An 18,713-nucleotide genomic window follows, 5' to 3' on the forward strand; every position below is an offset into this window, starting at 1 on the left:
ACTCGTTAAAAAAAATGCAACAACTGATTTACTTTTTTCGAAAGTTTAAATATTTTTTATTCTTTTTATTGTTGCAATGTATCGCTTTAACACTCATTTTCACCAATCTAAATTTTCACAAAAGTAAGTATGTTACTTCTGCAAACGCCGTGACTGGTAGTTTCTACAATTATACCTTTAGTATTTCGGAGTATTTTAGTTTGAAGAAGACGAATCATGAATTACTAGTGGAGAATACCCTCCTGAGAAATCGCTTAGAACAAAAACAAAAAACGACTTTTCTTACAGACTCCACTCTAATAGATACGATAAAATACTTTCAAAAATACACTTTTTCAAATGCGCGTATTATTAATAATAACTTTACGAAGGCATTCAACTATCTTACTCTTAACAAAGGGATACATGATAGTATCCGCAAAGAAATGGCAGTTGTGAACGGGAAAGGAATCATTGGAATTACGGAAACAGTTTCTCTCAACTACACAAGAGTTCAATCAGTGCTTAACAAAAATTCCAAATTAAATGCGAGGTTGAAAAATAGCGGATATTTTGGTTCTTTAAAATGGGATGGGCAAGATTATAGAATTCTTCAGTTAACAGACATTCCGAGGCAAGCGGTAGTGAAAATTGGAGATACTATAGAAACTGACGGGAAATCTACTATTTTTCCAGAGGGTATTTTGATTGGAATCGTAGTTGGGGTAGATAATAACAATGCGGCAGACAACGCGATTGATGTGAGGTTATTTAATGATATGAGTAGTGTTGGGCCAGTATATATTATCAAGAACTTACATAAATATGAAATTAAAGAGTTAGAAAATACGATCAATGAGTAAGACAATCTCCTTCGGAATTCTTTTTCTATTTGTAGTCTTACTGCAAGTCTTCGTCTTAAATAACATTTTATTTTTAGGGCATGTAAACCCTTATTTATATATTATTTTCATTTTCTTATTTCCCTTGAAAAAAAATAGATTTGGCTTTTTATTCGTTGCCTTTTTATTGGGGTTAAGTGTGGATTTTTTTTCTGACTCTAGTGGGATTCACGCTTTTTCAACGCTGACAATTGCGTATTTGAGATTATTTTTTGTGAGCGTTTTTTTTAGAAAATATGAAGTAGATTATCCTTTTTTTAATTTGGATTTAGAACCTTTTGGGAAGAAGCTTAACTATGTTACCACCTTAACATTGGTCCATCATTTTATCTTATTTTCTTTCGCTAACTTTAGTTTTGAGAATTTTTCTCAAGTGGTATTGAATACACTCTATTCAAGTTTTTTTACATTGGTACTTTATTTCTTGGTGGTTTACATTTTTTCTAAAAAACAATAATGCAAAAAAGTTTTTTACTTTATTTTTTAATTACGCTTGTAGGTGTAGTTTTTATAGGTCGTTTATTTCAACTCCAAATAATTAGGGGTGAAAAATATGATCCAATTCACAATGCTGCAGTAAAGACAGAATATGATTATCCAGAAAGAGGATATATTTATGACAGAAATGGGGTGTTGTTGGTTGCAAACCAAATTTCTTATGATGTTATGATGCAGCCAAATCAAGTAGTCGCTTTAGATACATTAGAATTTTGCAAGCTACTAAAAATAACTAAAAAAGATTTTTTAAGGAGATACCAGAAAGCAGATGCGTTCGCTTCTTACCTCCCTTCAGTTTTTTTAAAACAGTTAGCAAAAGAAGACTTTGCATTTCTTCAAGAGAAGCTTCACAAGTATCGTGGATTTTTTATCCAGAAAAGAATTATTAGAGAGTATCCTATAAATGCCGCAGCAAATGTTTTGGGGTATATAGGCGAGGTAAATGAACAACTTGCAAAAACAAACAGTTACTATCAAGCCGGTGAGTTGATTGGCAAAGATGGTATTGAAAAACAATACGAAGATTTTTTAAGAGGTAGGAAAGGAAAAAAATATTTTAACAGGAATAATTTTAATAAGGTTACAGGTTCCTTTAAGAATGGAGATAAAGATACATTGGCAAAAAATGGTAAAGATTTAAAGTTAACATTAGACATTCAACTTCAGGAATACGCTCAAAAGTTAATGAAGGGTAAAAGAGGAGGTATTGTTGCCATAGAGCCGAGTACTGGAGAAATTTTAGCTTTAGTTACTGCTCCTTCTTACGATCCAAACATGTTGGTTGGTAGAAAACGATCTAAAAATTCGGTAATCTTAATGGATCCAGAAAATTTGGCAAAGCCAACATATGATAGAGGATTAAAAGCTTCTTATCCGCCTGGTTCACCTTTTAAAATGATGAATGCTTTAATTGGGTTACAAGAAGGTGTGATTACGCAAAAAACTTCTTTTTATTGTTATCATGGTTACCAGTATGGGGGGCGGGCGAGTGATTTTATGGGTTGCCACTGTGGAATCTATGGACAACCGATTCAATTAAAAACGGCTATTGCGAAGTCTTGTAATAGTTATTTTTCAAATATTTATAAGAGAATTATTCAAAAAAATAACAAGCCTTCTGAGGGTTTAGATGCTTGGAGTGAACACGTGAAAAGTTTTGGGTTGGGAAATTATTTAGGGTACGATTTACCACAGGGGAGTCCCGGTTTAATTCCTACAGGAAAGTATTATGACGACATGTATAGATATGCTTGGAGTGCCTCTACAAATATCTCAAATGCTATTGGACAAGGAGAAGTGCAGACGACTCCGATTCAGTTGGCTAATTTTACTGCTGCAATTGCAAATAAGGGTTTTTTTTACACGCCACATATTTTAAAAGAAGTTAACAATACTCCAATAGATTTTTTGGATTTCACGAAGAAAAAACAAACAACGATTGATAGAGAACATTTTACGCCAGTTATAGAAGCGATGTACGAAGTTTTTAATACAGGAACAGGTAGGTGGAGTCAAGTGAAAGGAATTGAAATTTGTGGGAAAACAGGAACTTCAGAGAATTATGCGGTAGTGAACGGAGAAAGAATAAAGTTGGAAGATCATTCTATTTTGGTCGCTTTTGCACCAAAAGACAATCCAAAAATTGCGCTTGCTATTTTTGTGGAAAATGGTGGTTATGGTTCTGCAATTGCAGCCCCTATTTCTAGCCTTTTGATAGAGCAGTATTTAAACGGTAAAATTTCTGAAGCAACGAAGTATCGAGAGACGAACATGATGAAGATTAGTCTGCAAGCAGAATATGACAAACTAATCCCCAAAAAAAAGGTAGAAATTGAGGAGGGAACGAAATAATATTTTTGCCGGTATTGACTGGCTTTTGGTGCTTATTTTTATAGTTTTGGTCAGCTTTGGTTGGTTCAATATTTATTCAGCCTCAAAAACAGAGGAAGACCTAGAATTGCTGAGTTTTTCAACTGAATACGGGAAGCAGCTTATCTTTATCTTTCTAACAATTCCTTTAATTATCACAATTCTTTTTTTTAATTCTGAGTTCTATGAGAAGTTTTCAGGAATTTTTTATATTGTTTCTTTAGCAACGCTTGCTGGATTGTTTCTTTTTGGGAAAACAATTAACGGAGCTACTTCTTGGTATAGTTTTGGAGTATTGGGTCTACAGCCTTCGGAGTTTGTAAAGGCATTTACGGCATTAGCAGTGGCGAAACTAATAAGTGATCGGCAGTATAGTTTTAAGTTAGTTAAAAATCAAATTAAAGCTTTTGTTGTTGTATTCATACCCGCTTTTTTAATCACATTACAACCAGATGTTGGTTCTGCGCTTATTTACTTATCTTTTTTCTTGGTATTTCACAGAGAGGGCCTAACGCTAAATTATATCATTTCGGGAGTTCTTGTGATTGTCTTATTTATATTAACTATTTTATTTGGCGTTTCGTGGGTCTTATTCGGTTTCTTTATACTGATCAGCATTCTTAGCGCTTATGCAATTTATAGAGGTGGGAAGCGTTTTTTGCGTTTTAATTGGTATAAAATTATAGCATTATACGTGGTAGTTGCTATTTTAATTATTGGATCGGGATATGCCTATACTACTGTTTTTAAGCAGCACCACAGAGATCGCTTTGAAATTTTACTTGGGTTAAAAAAAGACAATCAAGGTATTGGGTACAACTCATATCAATCGGAATTGACGATAAGTTCAGGAGGGTTTAATGGCAAAGGATTTTTAAAAGGAGACTTAACTCAGGGTGATTTCGTTCCAGAGCAGCACACAGACTATATTTTTAGCGTAATCGGTGAAGAGTGGGGTTTTGTAGGGAGTTCTTTTGTGATTATTTTGTTTATGATTTTGTTGTATCGCATTGTGTACTTAGCGGAAACACATACAAATAAATTTGGTCGGATTTACGGATATAGCTTGGCGTCAATTTTATTCTTTCATGTTATTGTGAATGTAGGAATGGTCATCGGTTTACTTCCAACTGTTGGCATTCCTTTGCCTTTCTTTAGCTACGGAGGCTCTTCTTTGTGGGGCTTTACAATCTTACTTTTTATTTTTGTTAGATTGGATGCTCATAAAAATCATGATTTATAACAACGGGCAAATACAGCGTTTATCGTCTCCTCGTAGATAGTAGTTGTATCGATCGTAATCAGCTTAATAATGATGTTGTAGTGCCGCTTATCTTAGAGAATACACTGAAGGGGAGTACCTTTCTGTTTCATTGATAGCCATTGCTATGCGGGGTAGAAAAATACGAAAGCTTTAGTCCTGAAATTACAAACAGAGGACGCTATCTGTTAAAAGAGCTATTTCGTATATTGTTAGAAACAAAAAAAAACCTAAATAAAATATTTAGGTTTTTGATTTTAAAGAAATAAAAATTTAGAGAGCAGCTACGTGCTTCGTTAATTTTGATTTGATGTTGGCAGCCTTATTCTTGTGAATAATATTTTTCTTAGCTAATTTGTCTAGCATAGAAATGACAGCATTTAATTTCTGTTCTGCTTCTGTTTTGTCTTCTAAAGTACGTAGATTTCTTACCGCATTTCTTGTGGTCTTGTGCTGGTATTTGTTACGTAACTTTTTAGCTTCGTTACTTCTAATTCTTTTTAATGCTGACTTGTGATTTGCCATAACCTTTGTTTCGTTTTTTTATTAAAACTTTGTAGTCCGTACGGGAATCGAACCCGTGTTACATGGATGAAAACCATGCGTCCTAACCCCTAGACGAACGGACCAGAACAATTAAGTATGCCCTAATTGCGGGTGCAAATATACAACGTTTTTTAAATTGTGCAATAATTATTTAAAAAAAAATGCTTTTTTTTTTAAATTAATACGCCTTCGCAAAAAGCACTCTTTTCGAAGAGGGCTTTCCACTAAAAACACAAACCCCAATTTCTTCAATTGCATCGTTAGGAATACACCTAATTGTCGCTTTGGTTTGCTCTTTTATTTTATCTTCAGTTTCTGCTGTACCATCCCAATGCGCAGATACAAACCCGCCTTTATTTTTTATAATGGTTTTAAAATCTTCAAAACTATTTACAGCGGTAGTATTGTCAGCTCTAAAATTAAGAGCTTTATTGAACAAGTTCTGCTGAATTTTTTCTAAAAGATCTAATACAAAAGAAACAACTTCGTCTTGAGCTACTGTTTGTTTTTCAAAAGTATCTCTCCTTGCAACTTCAACAGTACCGTTCTCTAAGTCTCTACTGCCTATGGCAATCCTTACTGGAACACCTTTTAATTCGTATTCAGCGAATTTTGCACCTGGTCTATACGTGTCTCTATCGTCAAACTTTACAGAGGCTCCTTTTGCACGCAATTCTTTTACAAACATCGCTACTTTATCGGAAATAGCCTGTAACTGCGTTTCATCTTTATAGATGGGCACAATTACAACTTGTATTGGAGCTAATTTTGGAGGTAGAACAAGTCCGCTATCATCAGAATGCGTCATAATTAACCCTCCGATTAATCGGGTAGAGACCCCCCATGAAGTTGCCCATACATATTCTTTTTTCCCTTCTTTAGAAGTGAATTTAACATCAAAAGCTTTTGCGAAATTCTGACCTAAAAAATGACTAGTACCCGCCTGTAGCGCTTTTCCATCTTGCATTAATGCCTCAATGGTCAGGGTGTCTTCTGCTCCTGCAAAACGTTCGCTGTCAGATTTAGCACCCTTTACTACGGGCATGGCCATAAAATCTTCAGCAAAAGTGGCATATATATCTTGCATTTGTTGCGCTTCTGTAATTGCTTCTGCCCTTGTGGTGTGTGCTGTGTGCCCTTCTTGCCATAAAAATTCTGCGGTTCTTAAAAATAAGCGCGTACGCATTTCCCAACGGACTACATTTGCCCATTGATTTATTAATAAAGGCAAATCTCTGTAAGATTGAATCCACCCTTTATAGGTGCTCCAAATTATAGCTTCAGAGGTGGGTCTTACAACCAATTCTTCTTCTAATTTTGCGTCTGGATCCACGCGAAGTTTTCCTGGATTATCAGGATCATTTTGCAAACGATAATGTGTAACCACTGCACATTCTTTTGCAAATCCTTCTGCATTTTTTTCTTCTGCTTCAAAGAGACTTTTAGGGACAAAAAGAGGAAAGTAGGCATTTTGATGCCCTGTTTCTTTAAACATTCTGTCTAGCTCTGCTTGCATTTTTTCCCAGATAGCAAAACCATAAGGTTTTATCACCATACAGCCTCTGACTGCGGAGTTTTCTGCTAAATCAGCTTTTACAACTAATTCGTTATACCACTTCGAATAATCGTCTGCTCGTTTTGTTAAATGTTTACTCATAAAAAAAAGTTTGGCACAAATATTGGTACCTTTATAGTGAAATATATTAAAAGAATGTTCAAGTTTTAAGAAACATTACAAAACTACTACAAAAAGGTTAGTTACCTAATAATCTTTAGTTTTTTTTGCTGAACAATCACACGATAAACTAATGTGAACGCTAAAATCTATACGTATGAAAAACGCTCCTAAAATAAGAATTTCGTATCCATTTATACTATGTGCAATTGCTAATTTGTTTTTAGTTTCTTGTGGAACCTATCAAAGTGTTTATAGCGAGGATGGAATTTATAACAGCGATGCTGGCTTTCAACAAAACAAGCAAATTATTGTGGTAACTGAAAAATCAGTTGAAAATAACGATACTGAATATTTTACAAAGGAATTAGAGCGTCTTGATTATGTTAACGAGACCGTTATTTTCACCGATGTAGACGGTTATAATTCTCAAGATGCTACGTATCAAGAGGATGATTTAAATTACAATACAAATCCTTCTTGGGGTAGAAACGATAATAACAATGTTGTTGTCAATGTAAATTTAATGAATGACCCATATTGGAATAACTTCGGTCCAGGTTTCAATAATTTCGGTTGGAATAATTATGGATGGAATAACAATGGTTTTAACAACTGGGGTTACGGAAATAGATGGGGAGGAAACAACGGTTTTAATAATTGGGGTTTCGGAAATAGATGGGGAGGAAACAATGGTTTTAATAATTGGGGTTATAATCCTTATTGGTACCCGTTTCAAAATAATATGGGCTTTGGATGGGGTTTTAACAACTCTTACTACGGAAATTTTGGAAATTCGCATGGCAATAATCAGCATTTTAATAACAGCTACTACAACAATAGAAGAAATCAAAGAAGGCCAGCTTATAACAGCAATTCTAGAAGAGTCAGTGCAAATTCAAGGAATGCAATTGCGGGGTCTAGCAGTAGACGGAGTTCCGCTACAGATAGCGCAATTAGAAGGTTCAGTTCAAAAAATGCAAACGAAAGTTCAAATGTAAGAAGAAGGACTTCAACGTTCAGAAACACTGCGAATGGAAGAACCTCTAATAGGAACAATAGTTTTTCCAACTCAAGAAGAAGCAGTCCAATTCAAAGTGCGATAAGAAGAAGTTCGTCTTCATCAAGAGGTACATCTAGTGGCACATCCGCAAAAAGGAGTTCTTCTTCAACGAGAAGTCCATCAAGTAGTTCGTCATCCAGAAGTAGTTCGCGAGGAAGTTCTTCATCCAGAAGTAGTTCTCGCGGAAGTTCGTCATCCAGAAGAAGTTCATCATCGTCATCGTCAGGTAGAAGAGGAGGAAATTAAATTATAATTACAAAAACATAAAATGAGAAAAATTATCATATTAGCAGCCTTTTTGGTGCTAACCACAATTTCGTATGCGCAGTCTTTAGGGTATCAAAATCTAGCGTTGTTATTTTCTGAGGACAATGCGAATACCACAGCGAGAGTAGCTGCAATGAGCGGTGCATTTGGTGCATTGGGAGGAGATATCTCTGTAATGAATATAAATCCTGCAGGGTTAGCTTTTTACAATAACAGCTATTTTTCAGGTTCTTTTAATTCAAGAAATACTGCGATTGAATCTAATTATTATGGCAATTCTGCAAATAATGAAAATCAGTTTTTTAACATAGCGCAAGCTGGAGCAGTCTTAGTATTTAAGAGCGCGTATGCCTCTGATTGGAGTAAATTTGTTTTGGGAATTAATTATCAGGTTACGAAAGATTTTACAAATAGTTTTAATGCTAGTGGTAACAGTGGATTCGCCACTTTCACAAAATATCCCCTGGACACCAACGAAACGGTATTAAATTACAATGAAGCGCAAGGGCAGCGTTTTACAAATGAGTATTCAGGAGATAAAACGGAAATAAATATTGCTTTTTCTTCCATTCATAAAGAGAAATTATACGTAGGTGCTAGTTTGAATTTCTATGATTTGAACTTTGGTCAAAAATCAACTTTGGTGGAGTTTAACAACGATGCTGACGGGAATGAATTGGATGCATCTTTATATCAGCAAAATAGCACTACAGGAGGAGGTTTTTCTTTGAATGTTGGTTTTATATACAAAGCACACAAGAATTTTAGATTTGGTTTGTCATATCAGACGCCAACAGTGTTTGCCGAAGTGTTAGAAGAAACCAACATTGTAGATAATGATGGACATATGGGAGACACCGAAATTTTTGCAAGCGAAGACTCAGAATTTACATATTCTAACAATATCGACGAATATGGGGACAACTTCTTTCCGTCGCAAAGATTCATGTACAGCTTGAAAACTCCAAGTGAATTAACTGCCAGTGCTGCATTTATTTTTGGTAAACGAGGTTTGTTGAGTCTAGATTATATCAATAAAAGATATCAAAATATTAGATTATCAAACTCAGATTTCTCTGCCGAAAATCAATTTTTTCAGAATGGTTTAAGAAATACGCATGCTCTCAATATTGGTACTGAGTGGCGTTTTGAAAGTTTTAGCGTTCGAGGAGGTTATAATTTTGCGCAAGCACCAATAGCAGTTGCATTAGACTCCGATAGTTTACGAGGATATTCTTTTGGAGGTGGCTATAATTTTGGAAAATTTAAATTAGATGTTGCATATAGCAATAATAATAGAACTTCTTTCTACAATGCATATCCGCAGTTCCCTTCGATAAATTCTATAGAACTGCAAACAGACAATCGTATTTTCACAACAACCTTAACAATTGGCTTGTAGTTTTTATCAAAAGGCAGCCATTACTTTGATTTTCTTGCGGTTGTAAAGAGTTAATTCTATAAGAGTTTTGACTTTTTATTGCTCTAAAATATGCCTATCTATCTTTTTTCCCTTAATTTTGCATTTCAATTTTTGAATCATGTTAGACACTAAAATTACCATACAAGAGACTACCAACAATACCATAATAAAATACAACAGCAACACGATTTTAATTAATGGGGGTAGTTACGAATTTAACAATATAGATGAGGCTAAAAACTCACCGTTAGCCCAAGAGCTATTTTACTTACCTTTTGTAAAAAAGGTTTTTATTACCGCCAACTTTATAGCAATCCAGCGTTTTGATATTTTAGAATGGATAGATGTCCAAGAAGAAGTGAAAGAGCAAATAGAGGCATTTCTAAATGATGGAAATATTGTTGTAAATGAACAAAAAACTTCTAAAAAAGAAGCGATTGAAGTATATGCTGAAGTTACTCCAAACCCCGCAGTAATGAAGTTTGGAACAAACAAAGCATTGACGCAAACAGATGTTGAATTTAAAAATATCGATGAAGCCAGTGCGTCATCTCCACTTGCACAGGCTATTTTTAATTTCCCATTTGTACAGCAAGTTTTTATTTCGGACAATTATATTTCTGTTACTAAATACGATATGGTAGAATGGAATGAGGTTTACGGTGAAGTGAGAACGTTTATTAGAGAATATTTGGCAGATGGAAAAACAATTATTAAGGAATTACCAAAAGAAGAAGTTGTTGAGACTGCTAACAAAGCACAAGAGCCTGAAGTGGTATTAGAAGGTATTTCAGCTCAAATTGTGGATATCTTAGATGAGTATATTAAGCCTGCTGTTGCAAGTGACGGTGGTAATATTGCTTTTCGTTCGTATGATGAGCAAACAAAAGTAGTGCGTGTTATTTTACAAGGTGCCTGCAGTGGTTGTCCTTCTTCTACGGCAACTTTGAAAAATGGAATAGAGAACTTGCTCAAAGAAATGCTGCCAGATCAAATTAATGAAGTTGTAGCAATTAATGGATAATAAATTTGGTACAAGCAAATTGCAAAAGCCCAAAGCGATATAATATGTCAGAAATAATAAAACCATACAAAGATTCAGAACTAGGAAAAAAAGAGCAAGTTGCACAAATGTTCGACAATATTTCCGGTAATTACGATGATTTAAACCGTATTATTTCTTTAGGAGTTGACATAAAGTGGCGTAAAAAAGTAATTGAAATTATAGGAAGAGAGCATCCAAAGCAGATTTTAGATATTGCCACTGGAACAGGAGATCTGGTCATGATGATGTCGAAACTAAAAACGGATAAAATTATAGGCCTAGATATTTCAGCAGGAATGTTGGAAGTGGGAAAGCAAAAAATAGCCAAAGCAAACCTTGCCGATAAAATAGAAATGATTGTAGGTGATTCTGAGGAAATGCCTTTTGACAATGATACTTTTGACGCAATTACGGTTTCTTTTGGGGTGCGAAATTTCGCGAACTTAGACAAGGGAATTAGAGAAATAGCAAGGGTTTTAAAACCAACAGGAGTGTTGGTTATTTTAGAAACCTCTAACCCTACAAGATTTCCTTTCAAGCAGGGGTATAAATTGTATACAAATTTGTTTTTACCAATCGTAGGGAGACTTTTCTCCAAAGATAAAGTGGCCTATTCATATTTGTCAGAATCTGCAAATTCTTTTCCTTTCGGGGAAGCCTTCAACAATATTTTACAAAAAAACGGGTTTACCAATACAAAATACACTCCCGTAACTTTTGGAGTTGCTACCATTTATATAGCACGTAAATAATGAAGAGTAAAAGAGTTTTGTTTTTTTTCCTATTCTTCTCTTTGTCTTTTTTTGCGCAAAGAGAGCGCATAGCGTACTTGCCAACTTTTGATGATAAACTGCTACATTTTGGTTTTTATTTGGGCTTGAATCAAAATGACTTTAAACTAAACTTAAAAGATGGTAGTGTTCCTACTGATATTACAGTAGCACCAACAACGGGTTTTAACGTAGGATTGGTCGTTGATTTGAGGTTGCATAAAAACCTAAACTTGAGATTAGAACCCGGTTTGGTAAGTAATTCTAAAAGAATCTTTTTCAATCATTTAGGTACTCCAAGAGACCGTATTCGTGAGGTAGCTTCTACCTATTTACACATTCCTTTACTTTTTAAATTCAGTACAGATAGGTATAAAAATATCCGGCCATACCTCTTAGGAGGGGTTTCTTACGACTATAATTTTTCTAGTAATGAAAGGGGTAAGGACAATCACTCAGGTCAATTTAGAACGAAAACCCATAACATGATGTACGAAGTTGGAATCGGTATTGATTTCTACTTGTATTACTTTAAGTTTTCGCCTTCAATACGAGGGGTTTTTGCCATCAATAATGAAATTAAATATGACGATCCTGCAAATGGACCAAGTACATGGACAGACCCTATTAATTTTTTAGGAACGCGTGGGGTATTTTTGAATTTCGCTTTTGAATAAGTCTTTTTTCTCTCTACTACATATCGCGTTTAAATTCACTAATTAAAATGGCAGTTGCCATCGCGACATTAAGACTTTCGGTTTTCTGAGTTTCTCCAAACCTTGGTATTGAAATTTTATGCTGAACTTGATTCTTGATTTCTTCGGACACTCCATTAGCTTCATTTCCCATCACAAGAATGCCTTCTTTAGGTACATTCGTTTTATAAATATTTTCACCATTCATGTCTGCAATAAAGGTAGGTAACGGGCTTTTGTCTAAGTAGTTTTTTAAATCTAGATACTGAATTGAAATCCGAGTTAAAGATCCCATAGAGGCTTGTACCACTTTTTGATTATAGCAGTCTACAGTGTCTTTTGAACAGATGAGTTGAGAAATACCAAACCAGTCGCACAAACGAATAATAGTACCCAAGTTCCCGGGATCATTGATGGCATCTAGGGCAAGTATTAAACCAGAATTTTGAATGGGTTTGTCTTCTGGGATTTTAAATAAACTTAGCACTTTATTGGGAGATTTTAAACTGCTTATCTTATTTAATTCAGTTTCTGAAACTCGAACTATTTTAGCTTTAGGAAGCGACGTTTTAAATTCATTTGTGCAGAAAATTAAGGCAACTTCAAAATCGGATTGTAGTAGTTCATTGACTACCTTTATCCCCTCAGCAATAAATAAATTATGCTTTTGTCGATACTTTTTTTGCGATAAACTTGTGATTAGTTTGAGTTGACTTTTTGAGATGCTCATTAAATGTGTCTAATTGGAAATAAACCGATGAAATATACTATTTTTGATTTTAAACGTATTGCGAAAGTAATGAAAAAACTTCTTTTTTGCTTTTTACTTATCTTCTTTTTGGTAGGGTGCAATGCAACTAAACATATTGCTGAGGGAGCCCACTTGCTTGAGCAAAATTATATTTACGTAGATAGTATTCGCGATAAAAGTGCAGCATTGGAAAAGTATGTTCTTCAAAAGCCCAATCCAAAGCCAATTGGTTTATTTTTTCATAATTTAGGGAATCACGAAAATCCAAAAACACCTTTAGAGTGGGGTTTGAAAAACCCAAAGAAATATAAATTTATCAAGTTTATATTTTCAGAGAAACAGAGTATTGCCTACGCAAATGCATTTATAAAGGCAAATAAATGGTTGTTAAGCTACGACATGCCTGTTGTTATCAGTGACAACAAAGTAAAAAGAACTTCAGATAACTTATGGTCATATTACAAAACGCAGGGTTATTTTGAGTCTAAAGTCAGCTCAAAGGTTACACTTGATAGCATTCACAAAAAAGCATCGGTAGCCTACTATATTGAGAAAGGTAGTCCCACTTTATTAGATACGATTCAAATAAAAATAGCTTCTCCAGTTTTAGAAACTATTTATAAAGATACGGGTACACAATCTTTATTGATGAAAGGAGATCGATTTAAGGATGTCACTTTTAGAAAAGAAGCGAATACCCTTATTAAACTTTTTAGGAACAATGGAATTTTTCATTTTTCTGAGGCTGCTATCGGTTTTTATGTAGATTCTACAAGAACAGATTATAAAACAAATGTAGAACTTTTAATTGCGAAGGATCGTTTTGAAGAAGTGGGAGGAAATTATACAAAGAAACCGTATAAAGTTCAAAAGATTACAGAAATTAATGTAATTACAGATTATACATATACTCAAAAAGCAGCAGCTTACAAGGAAAAAACGAGATATCAAGGAATTAACTTCTTAGCATACAATAAACTAAAATACAATCCGAAGTACCTTGCTCAATCTATCTTTTTTAATGTTGGAGATATTTATAAAGACACGCTTAGGAACTTAACAAGAAATTACTTAAAATCACTTAAAAACTTTAAATCCACAAATATTACATTTACTCCGGTAAAAGATTCTGATGACGAATTAAGAATGGATTTGTTTTTAGCACCGAATGAAAAATACACCCTTGGCTTTGAAACCGAATTGACCCATTCTAACATTAGAAACATTGGTTCTTCTGCGAAGTTTTCTTTGACAGATAGAAATGCTTTTAGAGGAGCAGAATTATTGAAATTTTCTTTTTTGGGGTCCTATTTTAATGCCAATACGGGCCCTGGTTGGGAAATCGGAGCAGACGCATCTTTGGAGATTCCTCGTCTTGTAGCCCCTTTTGGCTTGAGCAAGTTGGTTCCTAAAAGAATGTCTCCAAGAACACTTTTTTCTTTGGGATCTAGTTTCCAGAAAAATATCGGTTTAGATAGGCAAACATTTACGTTTCTCTCAGATTATAGATGGCAATACAATAGAAAAAAAACCATTCAATTAGAACTGTTCAATACGCAGTATATTCAGAACTTGAATACAAACCGGTTTTTTGATATTTATGCTTCTGAGTTTAGAAACCTAAATTCAGTTGCCGAGACCTACGATATCGCTAACAATACTTCTTTTTACCCTTTATCGACAAATTTAGAGACACAAACTGCAACTTCTGTGCGTTTTATAGACGCTGTAGCTAGGAATAGAGATTTTAAAAGCTCGAACTCACGAGATTACAATACCGTGTTAAACATTCAAAATAGGTACAACATTGTCACCTCAGATTTTTTAATACCGACTTTGGCATTTGCGTATACGTACAACAGTCAGGTAAATTTTAAAGATAATAATTTTTCTTTTTTTAAAGCAAGAATATCAAATTCAGGAAATTTTTTAGGTTTTTTGTCCGATACCTACAATGAAAATGGCAAAAAAACACTCTTTCGAATTCCTTTGGCGCAATATTTTAAAACGGATATTGAGTACAAGCAGTTTTGGGATATTGGAGCAAACGCTGTTTTTGGAATTAGATCTTTTTTAGGAGCAATTATTACATATGACAACTCATCGATACCCTTTACAAGAAGTTATTTTGCCGGAGGTTCAAATGATATCCGCGCTTGGCAAACCTATGGGTTAGGACCAGGGAGCAGAAATAGTGGTTTAGAGTACAACGTTGGAAGTTTTAAGTTTTTAACAAGTGCAGAATATCGTTTTGATTTGATTGGAAGTTTAAAAGGAGCTTTTTTCATGGATGCAGGAAATATTTGGGATATTTCAGGTTCTCAATTTGTTGAAGAAGATGCTAAATTTAGTGGCTTATCTTCCTTAAAAGAAATTGCAATTGGTTCTGGGTTTGGATTGCGCTATGATTTAAGTTTTTTCGTTTTGAGATTTGATATTGGTTTTAAAACCTATGAGCCTTATTTAAGCGGAGGTAAATGGTTTAAAAACTACAATTTTGCGAGCGCAGTTCCTAACATTGGAATTAACTATCCTTTTTGATTTGTGTCTTAAGAGGTCTATAACGTTTTCGTTATTTTATACCTTCTTCAAACCAAAAAGCACCTATTTTCACTATTTTTGAACTAAATCAAGAATTTATTAATTAAAATATAAACATATGAGTCATAACATCAAACCTGGAGTAGCAACAGGAAAAGAAGTGCAAGAAATTTTTAAACTTGCAAAAGAAAAAGGATTTGCACTGCCTGCGGTAAATGTTGTTGGCTCTAGTACAATAAACGGTGTTTTGGAGACTGCAAGAGATTTGAATGCACCAGTTATTATACAGTTTTCTAATGGTGGGGCTCAATTTAATGCGGGTAAAGGTTTATCTAATGTTGATGAAAAAGCAGCAATTGCTGGAGGTGTTGCCGGTGCGAAACACGTGCATGAATTGGCAGTCGCATATGGTGTTCCTGTAATTTTACATACAGATCACTGTTCAAAGAAGTTATTACCTTGGATTGATGGTTTATTAGATGCCTCTGAAAAGCATTTTAAAGAGACAGGAAAGCCTTTGTATAGTTCTCATATGATAGATTTATCTGAAGAACCTATAGAAGAGAACATTGCAATTTGTAAGACTTATTTAGAACGAATGAGCAAAATGGGAATGACCTTAGAGATTGAATTAGGAATTACAGGAGGAGAAGAAGATGGTGTAGATAATTCTGATGTGGATGTGTCTAAATTGTATACACAACCAGAAGAGGTTGCGTATGCATATGAAGAATTGCTAAAAGTATCTCCACAATTTACAATCGCAGCGGCATTTGGAAATGTGCACGGTGTTTACAAGCCAGGAAATGTAAAGTTAACTCCAAAAATTTTAAAGAATTCTCAAGAGTATGTTTCAGAAAAGTATAAAGTAGCGCACAATCACATCGATTTTGTGTTTCATGGTGGTTCTGGTTCGACCTTAGAGGAAATTAGAGAGTCTATTGGATATGGAGTGATCAAAATGAATATTGATACCGATTTACAGTTTGCTTTTACAGAAGGAATTCGGGATTATATGCAAGGAAATGCCGCATATTTGGCAAATCAAATCGGAAATCCTGATGGAGCTGAGCAACCGAATAAAAAATACTATGACCCAAGAAAATGGTTGCGTGAGGGAGAAGCGACTTTCATAAGTCGTTTAAAGAAAGCATTTCAAGATTTGAACAACGTAGATACGTTATAGGATTTTTTCTTAAAATTAAAAAAAAAGCATTTTGAAATTTTTCAAAATGTTTTTTTTTGTAAAAATAAATACTTTTTTACTTGAAAAGAATCATTTAAAGAAGAAAGTAGAATTGGAAAAAATCTTTTACATTTGTAGCCAGTACTTTATTCAGAAGTACGTTATATTTTAAAGACATACAATAAAACAAACACTTAACATGGCTTGGTTTAAAAGAACAGATAAAGGAATTCAAACTTCTACAGAAGATAAAAAAGACACTCCCAAAGGTTTGTGGTATAAAACCCCAAGTGGAAAAGTCATAGATACTGAAGAGTTAAAGAGAAACTTATATGTAAGTCCAGAAGACGGCTACCATGTGAGAATAGGAAGCAAAGAGTATTTCGAGTTGTTTTTTGATAACAATAAGTTTACAGAACTAAACGAATCACTTACTTCTAAAGATCCTCTGAATTTTGAAGACACTAAAAAATATCCAGAAAGATTAAAAGCAGCGCAGGAGAAGACAAAATTAAAAGATGCTGTTAGAACTGCGGTAGGAGAATCGTTAGGAAAAGAGTTGGTCATTGCAGCAATGGATTTTGCTTTTATTGGAGGCTCTATGGGTTCTGTGGTTGGAGAGAAAATTGCCAGAGCTATTGATTATTCAATAAAAAATAAGATTCCATTTTTAATGGTTTCTAAATCTGGAGGTGCTAGAATGATGGAAGCATCGCTTTCTTTAATGCAATTGGTAAAAACATCATCAAAGTTAGCCCAATTAGCAGGTGCTAAAATTCCATACATCTCTTTATGTACAGATCCAACGACAGGAGGTACAACAGCTTCGTATGCAATGTTAGGCGATATCAATATTGCTGAGCCCAATGCATTAATTGCATTTGCTGGACCCAGGGTAGTAAAAGATACCACTGGAAAAGATTTGCCAGAAGGATTTCAGAAATCTGAATTCGTTTTAGAGCATGGTTTTTTAGATGCTATTTATGAACGTAAAAATTTAAAAAAGCAAATAAATTTGTACATCGATTTGATACAGAACATTCCAATTAGAAAAGAAGTAACTGTGGTATCATAAAAGTACCAATATAAAAAAAAGCCAGCTTAAGCTGGCTTTTTTTTATATTGGTAAGAAGTTCGAAAGATTAAAACCTCCAACCAATATTTAAGCCCGCTCTCGGCACTACTACCGGTCCAATAGAGCCAAAAAGATTTCTTCCTGCACCTACGTAAATACCAACTACCAAACCACTTTCAGCAACGTATTTGGATCCTACAGCAATTCCTAAAGCAGTATCTGTATATTTTTGAAGTACATCATTATCAGCTTCTCCAGTAGCTATTTCCCCCGAATTTATGCTTAAAAAAGCTTCCCCAAATAAATTCCATCGCGTATCTGAGGTAAAGTAATTTCGAAAGTAGGGAGTAATCATTATATTCTCATTATATCTAAACTTCACATCTTGGTCTTCGAGGTTAAAAAGTAAGGAAATACCAACGGAACTTTTTGGATTAAAATAACTCTCATAAGAAAACTCTAAACTTCGGATGACTAAGGCGTCTGCAATATCTATTTTAACTTCTTGTTGCGAAAACCCAATTAAATTTATTAAAAGACTGAATATTAATACTAATTTTTTCATAGATTTTAATTTTATTGAATACGGCTTTCTCGCTTTTGACAGCTACTACAAATAGATTAATTTTTCTTGCTAAAAGCGATATCCTACAGAAACACCTATTCTAGCAACAGCTTCATTATTCTTGCTTTCTAAAAAATTTCTACCAAAACCTAATAAAAGTTCAGTTGAAAAACCTTTGGCAGAAACAAATTTACCTCCCACAGAAACTCCGAGTGCAAACCCTGTTATTTCTTCATCATTGTAATCAAAAACTCCATCATCCTTTGCTGAAAATAACATACCAAAACCTTCCACAAAAAAACCACGCGCGAATTTCCCTGAAAAATAGCGCCTATAATAAGGTGTTATTGCATAATTTAAATCAGTCTCGTCGCTATCTGTATTTATCGTTGCTGAGGCACCAAAGGAAGACTCTTCGTCTAATAATCTTTCATACGAAACATCTAACCATTTTGCTGCAAGCAAGGTTAGGACGTTGACCTTTACTTCATATTTTTTATCAAAATCTTGTGGGTATAGATTTCCTTCATTTTCTTGTGCTACAAATTGTAGACTTACAAAGACTAATAATAGCAATAATGTGATTTTTTTCATCAGAAATT

16 protein-coding genes and 1 tRNA gene are annotated in these 18,713 nt (G+C 34.3%); 11 read left to right on the plus strand and 6 right to left on the minus strand.

The genetic code is table 11. From position 1 onward, the window contains the following. Positions 1–14: 14 nt before the first annotated feature. The 3 genes from mreC (at position 15) to rodA (ending at position 4,491) form a co-directional block, all read left to right on the plus strand. Positions 15–842 carry a rod shape-determining protein MreC gene (gene mreC / locus PI23P_RS05485; RefSeq protein WP_004569761.1) on the plus strand — a complete coding sequence of 276 codons (828 nt, stop codon included), beginning with the start codon at positions 15–17 and terminating at the stop codon, positions 840–842. 495 nt (positions 843–1,337) lie between these two features. Next, entirely contained in the window at positions 1,338–3,230 is a 1,893-nt protein-coding gene (mrdA, locus tag PI23P_RS05495; protein WP_004569763.1) for a penicillin-binding protein 2, read from the plus strand. Then, positions 3,211–4,491: a rod shape-determining protein RodA gene (rodA, locus tag PI23P_RS05500; protein WP_004569764.1), complete on the plus strand. Its 1,281-nt coding sequence runs from the start codon at positions 3,211–3,213 to the stop codon at positions 4,489–4,491. The genes mrdA and rodA overlap by 20 nt, the downstream gene beginning before the upstream one ends. Positions 4,492–4,782: 291 nt before the next feature. Here rodA and rpsT read toward each other — a convergent pair whose 3' ends face one another. The 3 genes from rpsT to proS all read right to left on the minus strand — a co-directional run bounded on the left by rpsT (position 4,783) and on the right by proS (position 6,712). After that, positions 4,783–5,034: a 30S ribosomal protein S20 gene (gene rpsT / locus PI23P_RS05505; protein ID WP_004569765.1), complete on the minus strand. Its 252-nt coding sequence runs from the start codon at positions 5,032–5,034 to the stop codon at positions 4,783–4,785. 32 nt (positions 5,035–5,066) lie between these two features. Then, positions 5,067–5,138: transfer RNA gene (locus PI23P_RS05510), tRNA-Glu, on the minus strand. Positions 5,139–5,233: 95 nt separating this feature from the next. Then, positions 5,234–6,712, minus strand: a complete 1,479-nt coding sequence (gene proS / locus PI23P_RS05515) for a proline--tRNA ligase (RefSeq protein ID WP_004569766.1) — start codon at positions 6,710–6,712, stop codon at positions 5,234–5,236. Between the two features lie 175 nt (positions 6,713–6,887). Here proS and PI23P_RS05520 point away from each other — a divergent pair, with 175 nt between their 5' ends. From PI23P_RS05520 to porT, 5 genes are all read left to right on the plus strand, one after another. Beyond that, entirely contained in the window at positions 6,888–8,039 is a 1,152-nt protein-coding gene (locus PI23P_RS05520; protein ID WP_155811761.1) for a hypothetical protein, read from the plus strand. 22 nt (positions 8,040–8,061) lie between these two features. After that, positions 8,062–9,462: an OmpP1/FadL family transporter gene (locus PI23P_RS05525; RefSeq protein ID WP_004569767.1), complete on the plus strand. Its 1,401-nt coding sequence runs from the start codon at positions 8,062–8,064 to the stop codon at positions 9,460–9,462. A 139-nt stretch (positions 9,463–9,601) separates the two neighbouring features. Continuing rightward, positions 9,602–10,507 carry a NifU family protein gene (locus PI23P_RS05530; RefSeq protein WP_004569768.1) on the plus strand — a complete coding sequence of 302 codons (906 nt, stop codon included), beginning with the start codon at positions 9,602–9,604 and terminating at the stop codon, positions 10,505–10,507. 44 nt (positions 10,508–10,551) lie between these two features. Next, positions 10,552–11,280, plus strand: coding sequence for a bifunctional demethylmenaquinone methyltransferase/2-methoxy-6-polyprenyl-1,4-benzoquinol methylase UbiE (gene ubiE, locus PI23P_RS05535; RefSeq protein ID WP_004569769.1), 729 nt, complete (start codon positions 10,552–10,554; stop codon positions 11,278–11,280). Further along, positions 11,280–11,975: a type IX secretion/gliding motility protein PorT/SprT gene (porT, locus tag PI23P_RS05540; RefSeq protein ID WP_004569770.1), complete on the plus strand. Its 696-nt coding sequence runs from the start codon at positions 11,280–11,282 to the stop codon at positions 11,973–11,975. Before ubiE ends, porT begins: the two co-directional genes overlap by 1 nt. Positions 11,976–11,991: 16 nt before the next feature. Here porT and PI23P_RS05545 read toward each other — a convergent pair whose 3' ends face one another. Beyond that, positions 11,992–12,723, minus strand: coding sequence for a TrmH family RNA methyltransferase (locus PI23P_RS05545; protein ID WP_004569771.1), 732 nt, complete (start codon positions 12,721–12,723; stop codon positions 11,992–11,994). A gap of 27 nt (positions 12,724–12,750) precedes the next feature. Here PI23P_RS05545 and tamL point away from each other — a divergent pair, with 27 nt between their 5' ends. The 3 genes from tamL to accD all read left to right on the plus strand — a co-directional run bounded on the left by tamL (position 12,751) and on the right by accD (position 17,546). Further along, entirely contained in the window at positions 12,751–15,285 is a 2,535-nt protein-coding gene (tamL, locus tag PI23P_RS05550; RefSeq protein ID WP_004569772.1) for a translocation and assembly module lipoprotein TamL, read from the plus strand. Positions 15,286–15,403: 118 nt separating this feature from the next. Beyond that, positions 15,404–16,471 (plus strand): class II fructose-bisphosphate aldolase, encoded by a 1,068-nt coding sequence (gene fbaA / locus PI23P_RS05555; RefSeq protein WP_004569773.1) that lies wholly within the window; start codon positions 15,404–15,406, stop codon positions 16,469–16,471. Between the two features lie 199 nt (positions 16,472–16,670). Further along, on the plus strand, positions 16,671–17,546 hold the full coding sequence (gene accD / locus PI23P_RS05560) for an acetyl-CoA carboxylase, carboxyltransferase subunit beta (RefSeq protein ID WP_004569774.1): 876 nt from the start codon (positions 16,671–16,673) through the stop codon (positions 17,544–17,546). A 67-nt stretch (positions 17,547–17,613) separates the two neighbouring features. On the opposite strand, the gene PI23P_RS05565 is transcribed toward accD, so the two are convergent. Then, complete coding sequence (locus PI23P_RS05565; protein WP_004569775.1) at positions 17,614–18,111, minus strand: hypothetical protein; 498 nt, start codon at positions 18,109–18,111, stop codon at positions 17,614–17,616. Between the two features lie 69 nt (positions 18,112–18,180). Then, positions 18,181–18,705, minus strand: a complete 525-nt coding sequence (locus PI23P_RS05570; protein ID WP_004569776.1) for a DUF3575 domain-containing protein — start codon at positions 18,703–18,705, stop codon at positions 18,181–18,183. Positions 18,706–18,713: the final 8 nt, after the last annotated feature.

It is taken from the genome of Polaribacter irgensii 23-P, assembly GCF_000153225.1.
Classification (GTDB): Bacteria; Bacteroidota; Bacteroidia; order Flavobacteriales; family Flavobacteriaceae; genus Polaribacter; species Polaribacter irgensii.

Bases quoted from the DNA above. Each gene is read 5' to 3' on its own strand.
- mreC (WP_004569761.1), top strand. From the start codon at position 15: ATGCAACAACTGATTTACTTTTTTCGAAAGTTTAAATATTTTTTATTC.
- mrdA (WP_004569763.1), top strand. From the start codon at position 1,338: ATGCAAAAAAGTTTTTTACTTTATTTTTTAATTACGCTTGTAGGTGTA.
- rpsT (WP_004569765.1), bottom strand. From the start codon at position 5,034: ATGGCAAATCACAAGTCAGCATTAAAAAGAATTAGAAGTAACGAAGCT.
- proS (WP_004569766.1), bottom strand. From the start codon at position 6,712: ATGAGTAAACATTTAACAAAACGAGCAGACGATTATTCGAAGTGGTAT.
- PI23P_RS05520 (WP_155811761.1), top strand. From the start codon at position 6,888: ATGAAAAACGCTCCTAAAATAAGAATTTCGTATCCATTTATACTATGT.
- PI23P_RS05525 (WP_004569767.1), top strand. From the start codon at position 8,062: ATGAGAAAAATTATCATATTAGCAGCCTTTTTGGTGCTAACCACAATT.
- PI23P_RS05530 (WP_004569768.1), top strand. From the start codon at position 9,602: ATGTTAGACACTAAAATTACCATACAAGAGACTACCAACAATACCATA.
- ubiE (WP_004569769.1), top strand. From the start codon at position 10,552: ATGTCAGAAATAATAAAACCATACAAAGATTCAGAACTAGGAAAAAAA.
- porT (WP_004569770.1), top strand. From the start codon at position 11,280: ATGAAGAGTAAAAGAGTTTTGTTTTTTTTCCTATTCTTCTCTTTGTCT.
- PI23P_RS05545 (WP_004569771.1), bottom strand. From the start codon at position 12,723: ATGAGCATCTCAAAAAGTCAACTCAAACTAATCACAAGTTTATCGCAA.
- tamL (WP_004569772.1), top strand. From the start codon at position 12,751: ATGAAATATACTATTTTTGATTTTAAACGTATTGCGAAAGTAATGAAA.
- fbaA (WP_004569773.1), top strand. From the start codon at position 15,404: ATGAGTCATAACATCAAACCTGGAGTAGCAACAGGAAAAGAAGTGCAA.
- accD (WP_004569774.1), top strand. From the start codon at position 16,671: ATGGCTTGGTTTAAAAGAACAGATAAAGGAATTCAAACTTCTACAGAA.
- PI23P_RS05565 (WP_004569775.1), bottom strand. From the start codon at position 18,111: ATGAAAAAATTAGTATTAATATTCAGTCTTTTAATAAATTTAATTGGG.
- PI23P_RS05570 (WP_004569776.1), bottom strand. From the start codon at position 18,705: ATGAAAAAAATCACATTATTGCTATTATTAGTCTTTGTAAGTCTACAA.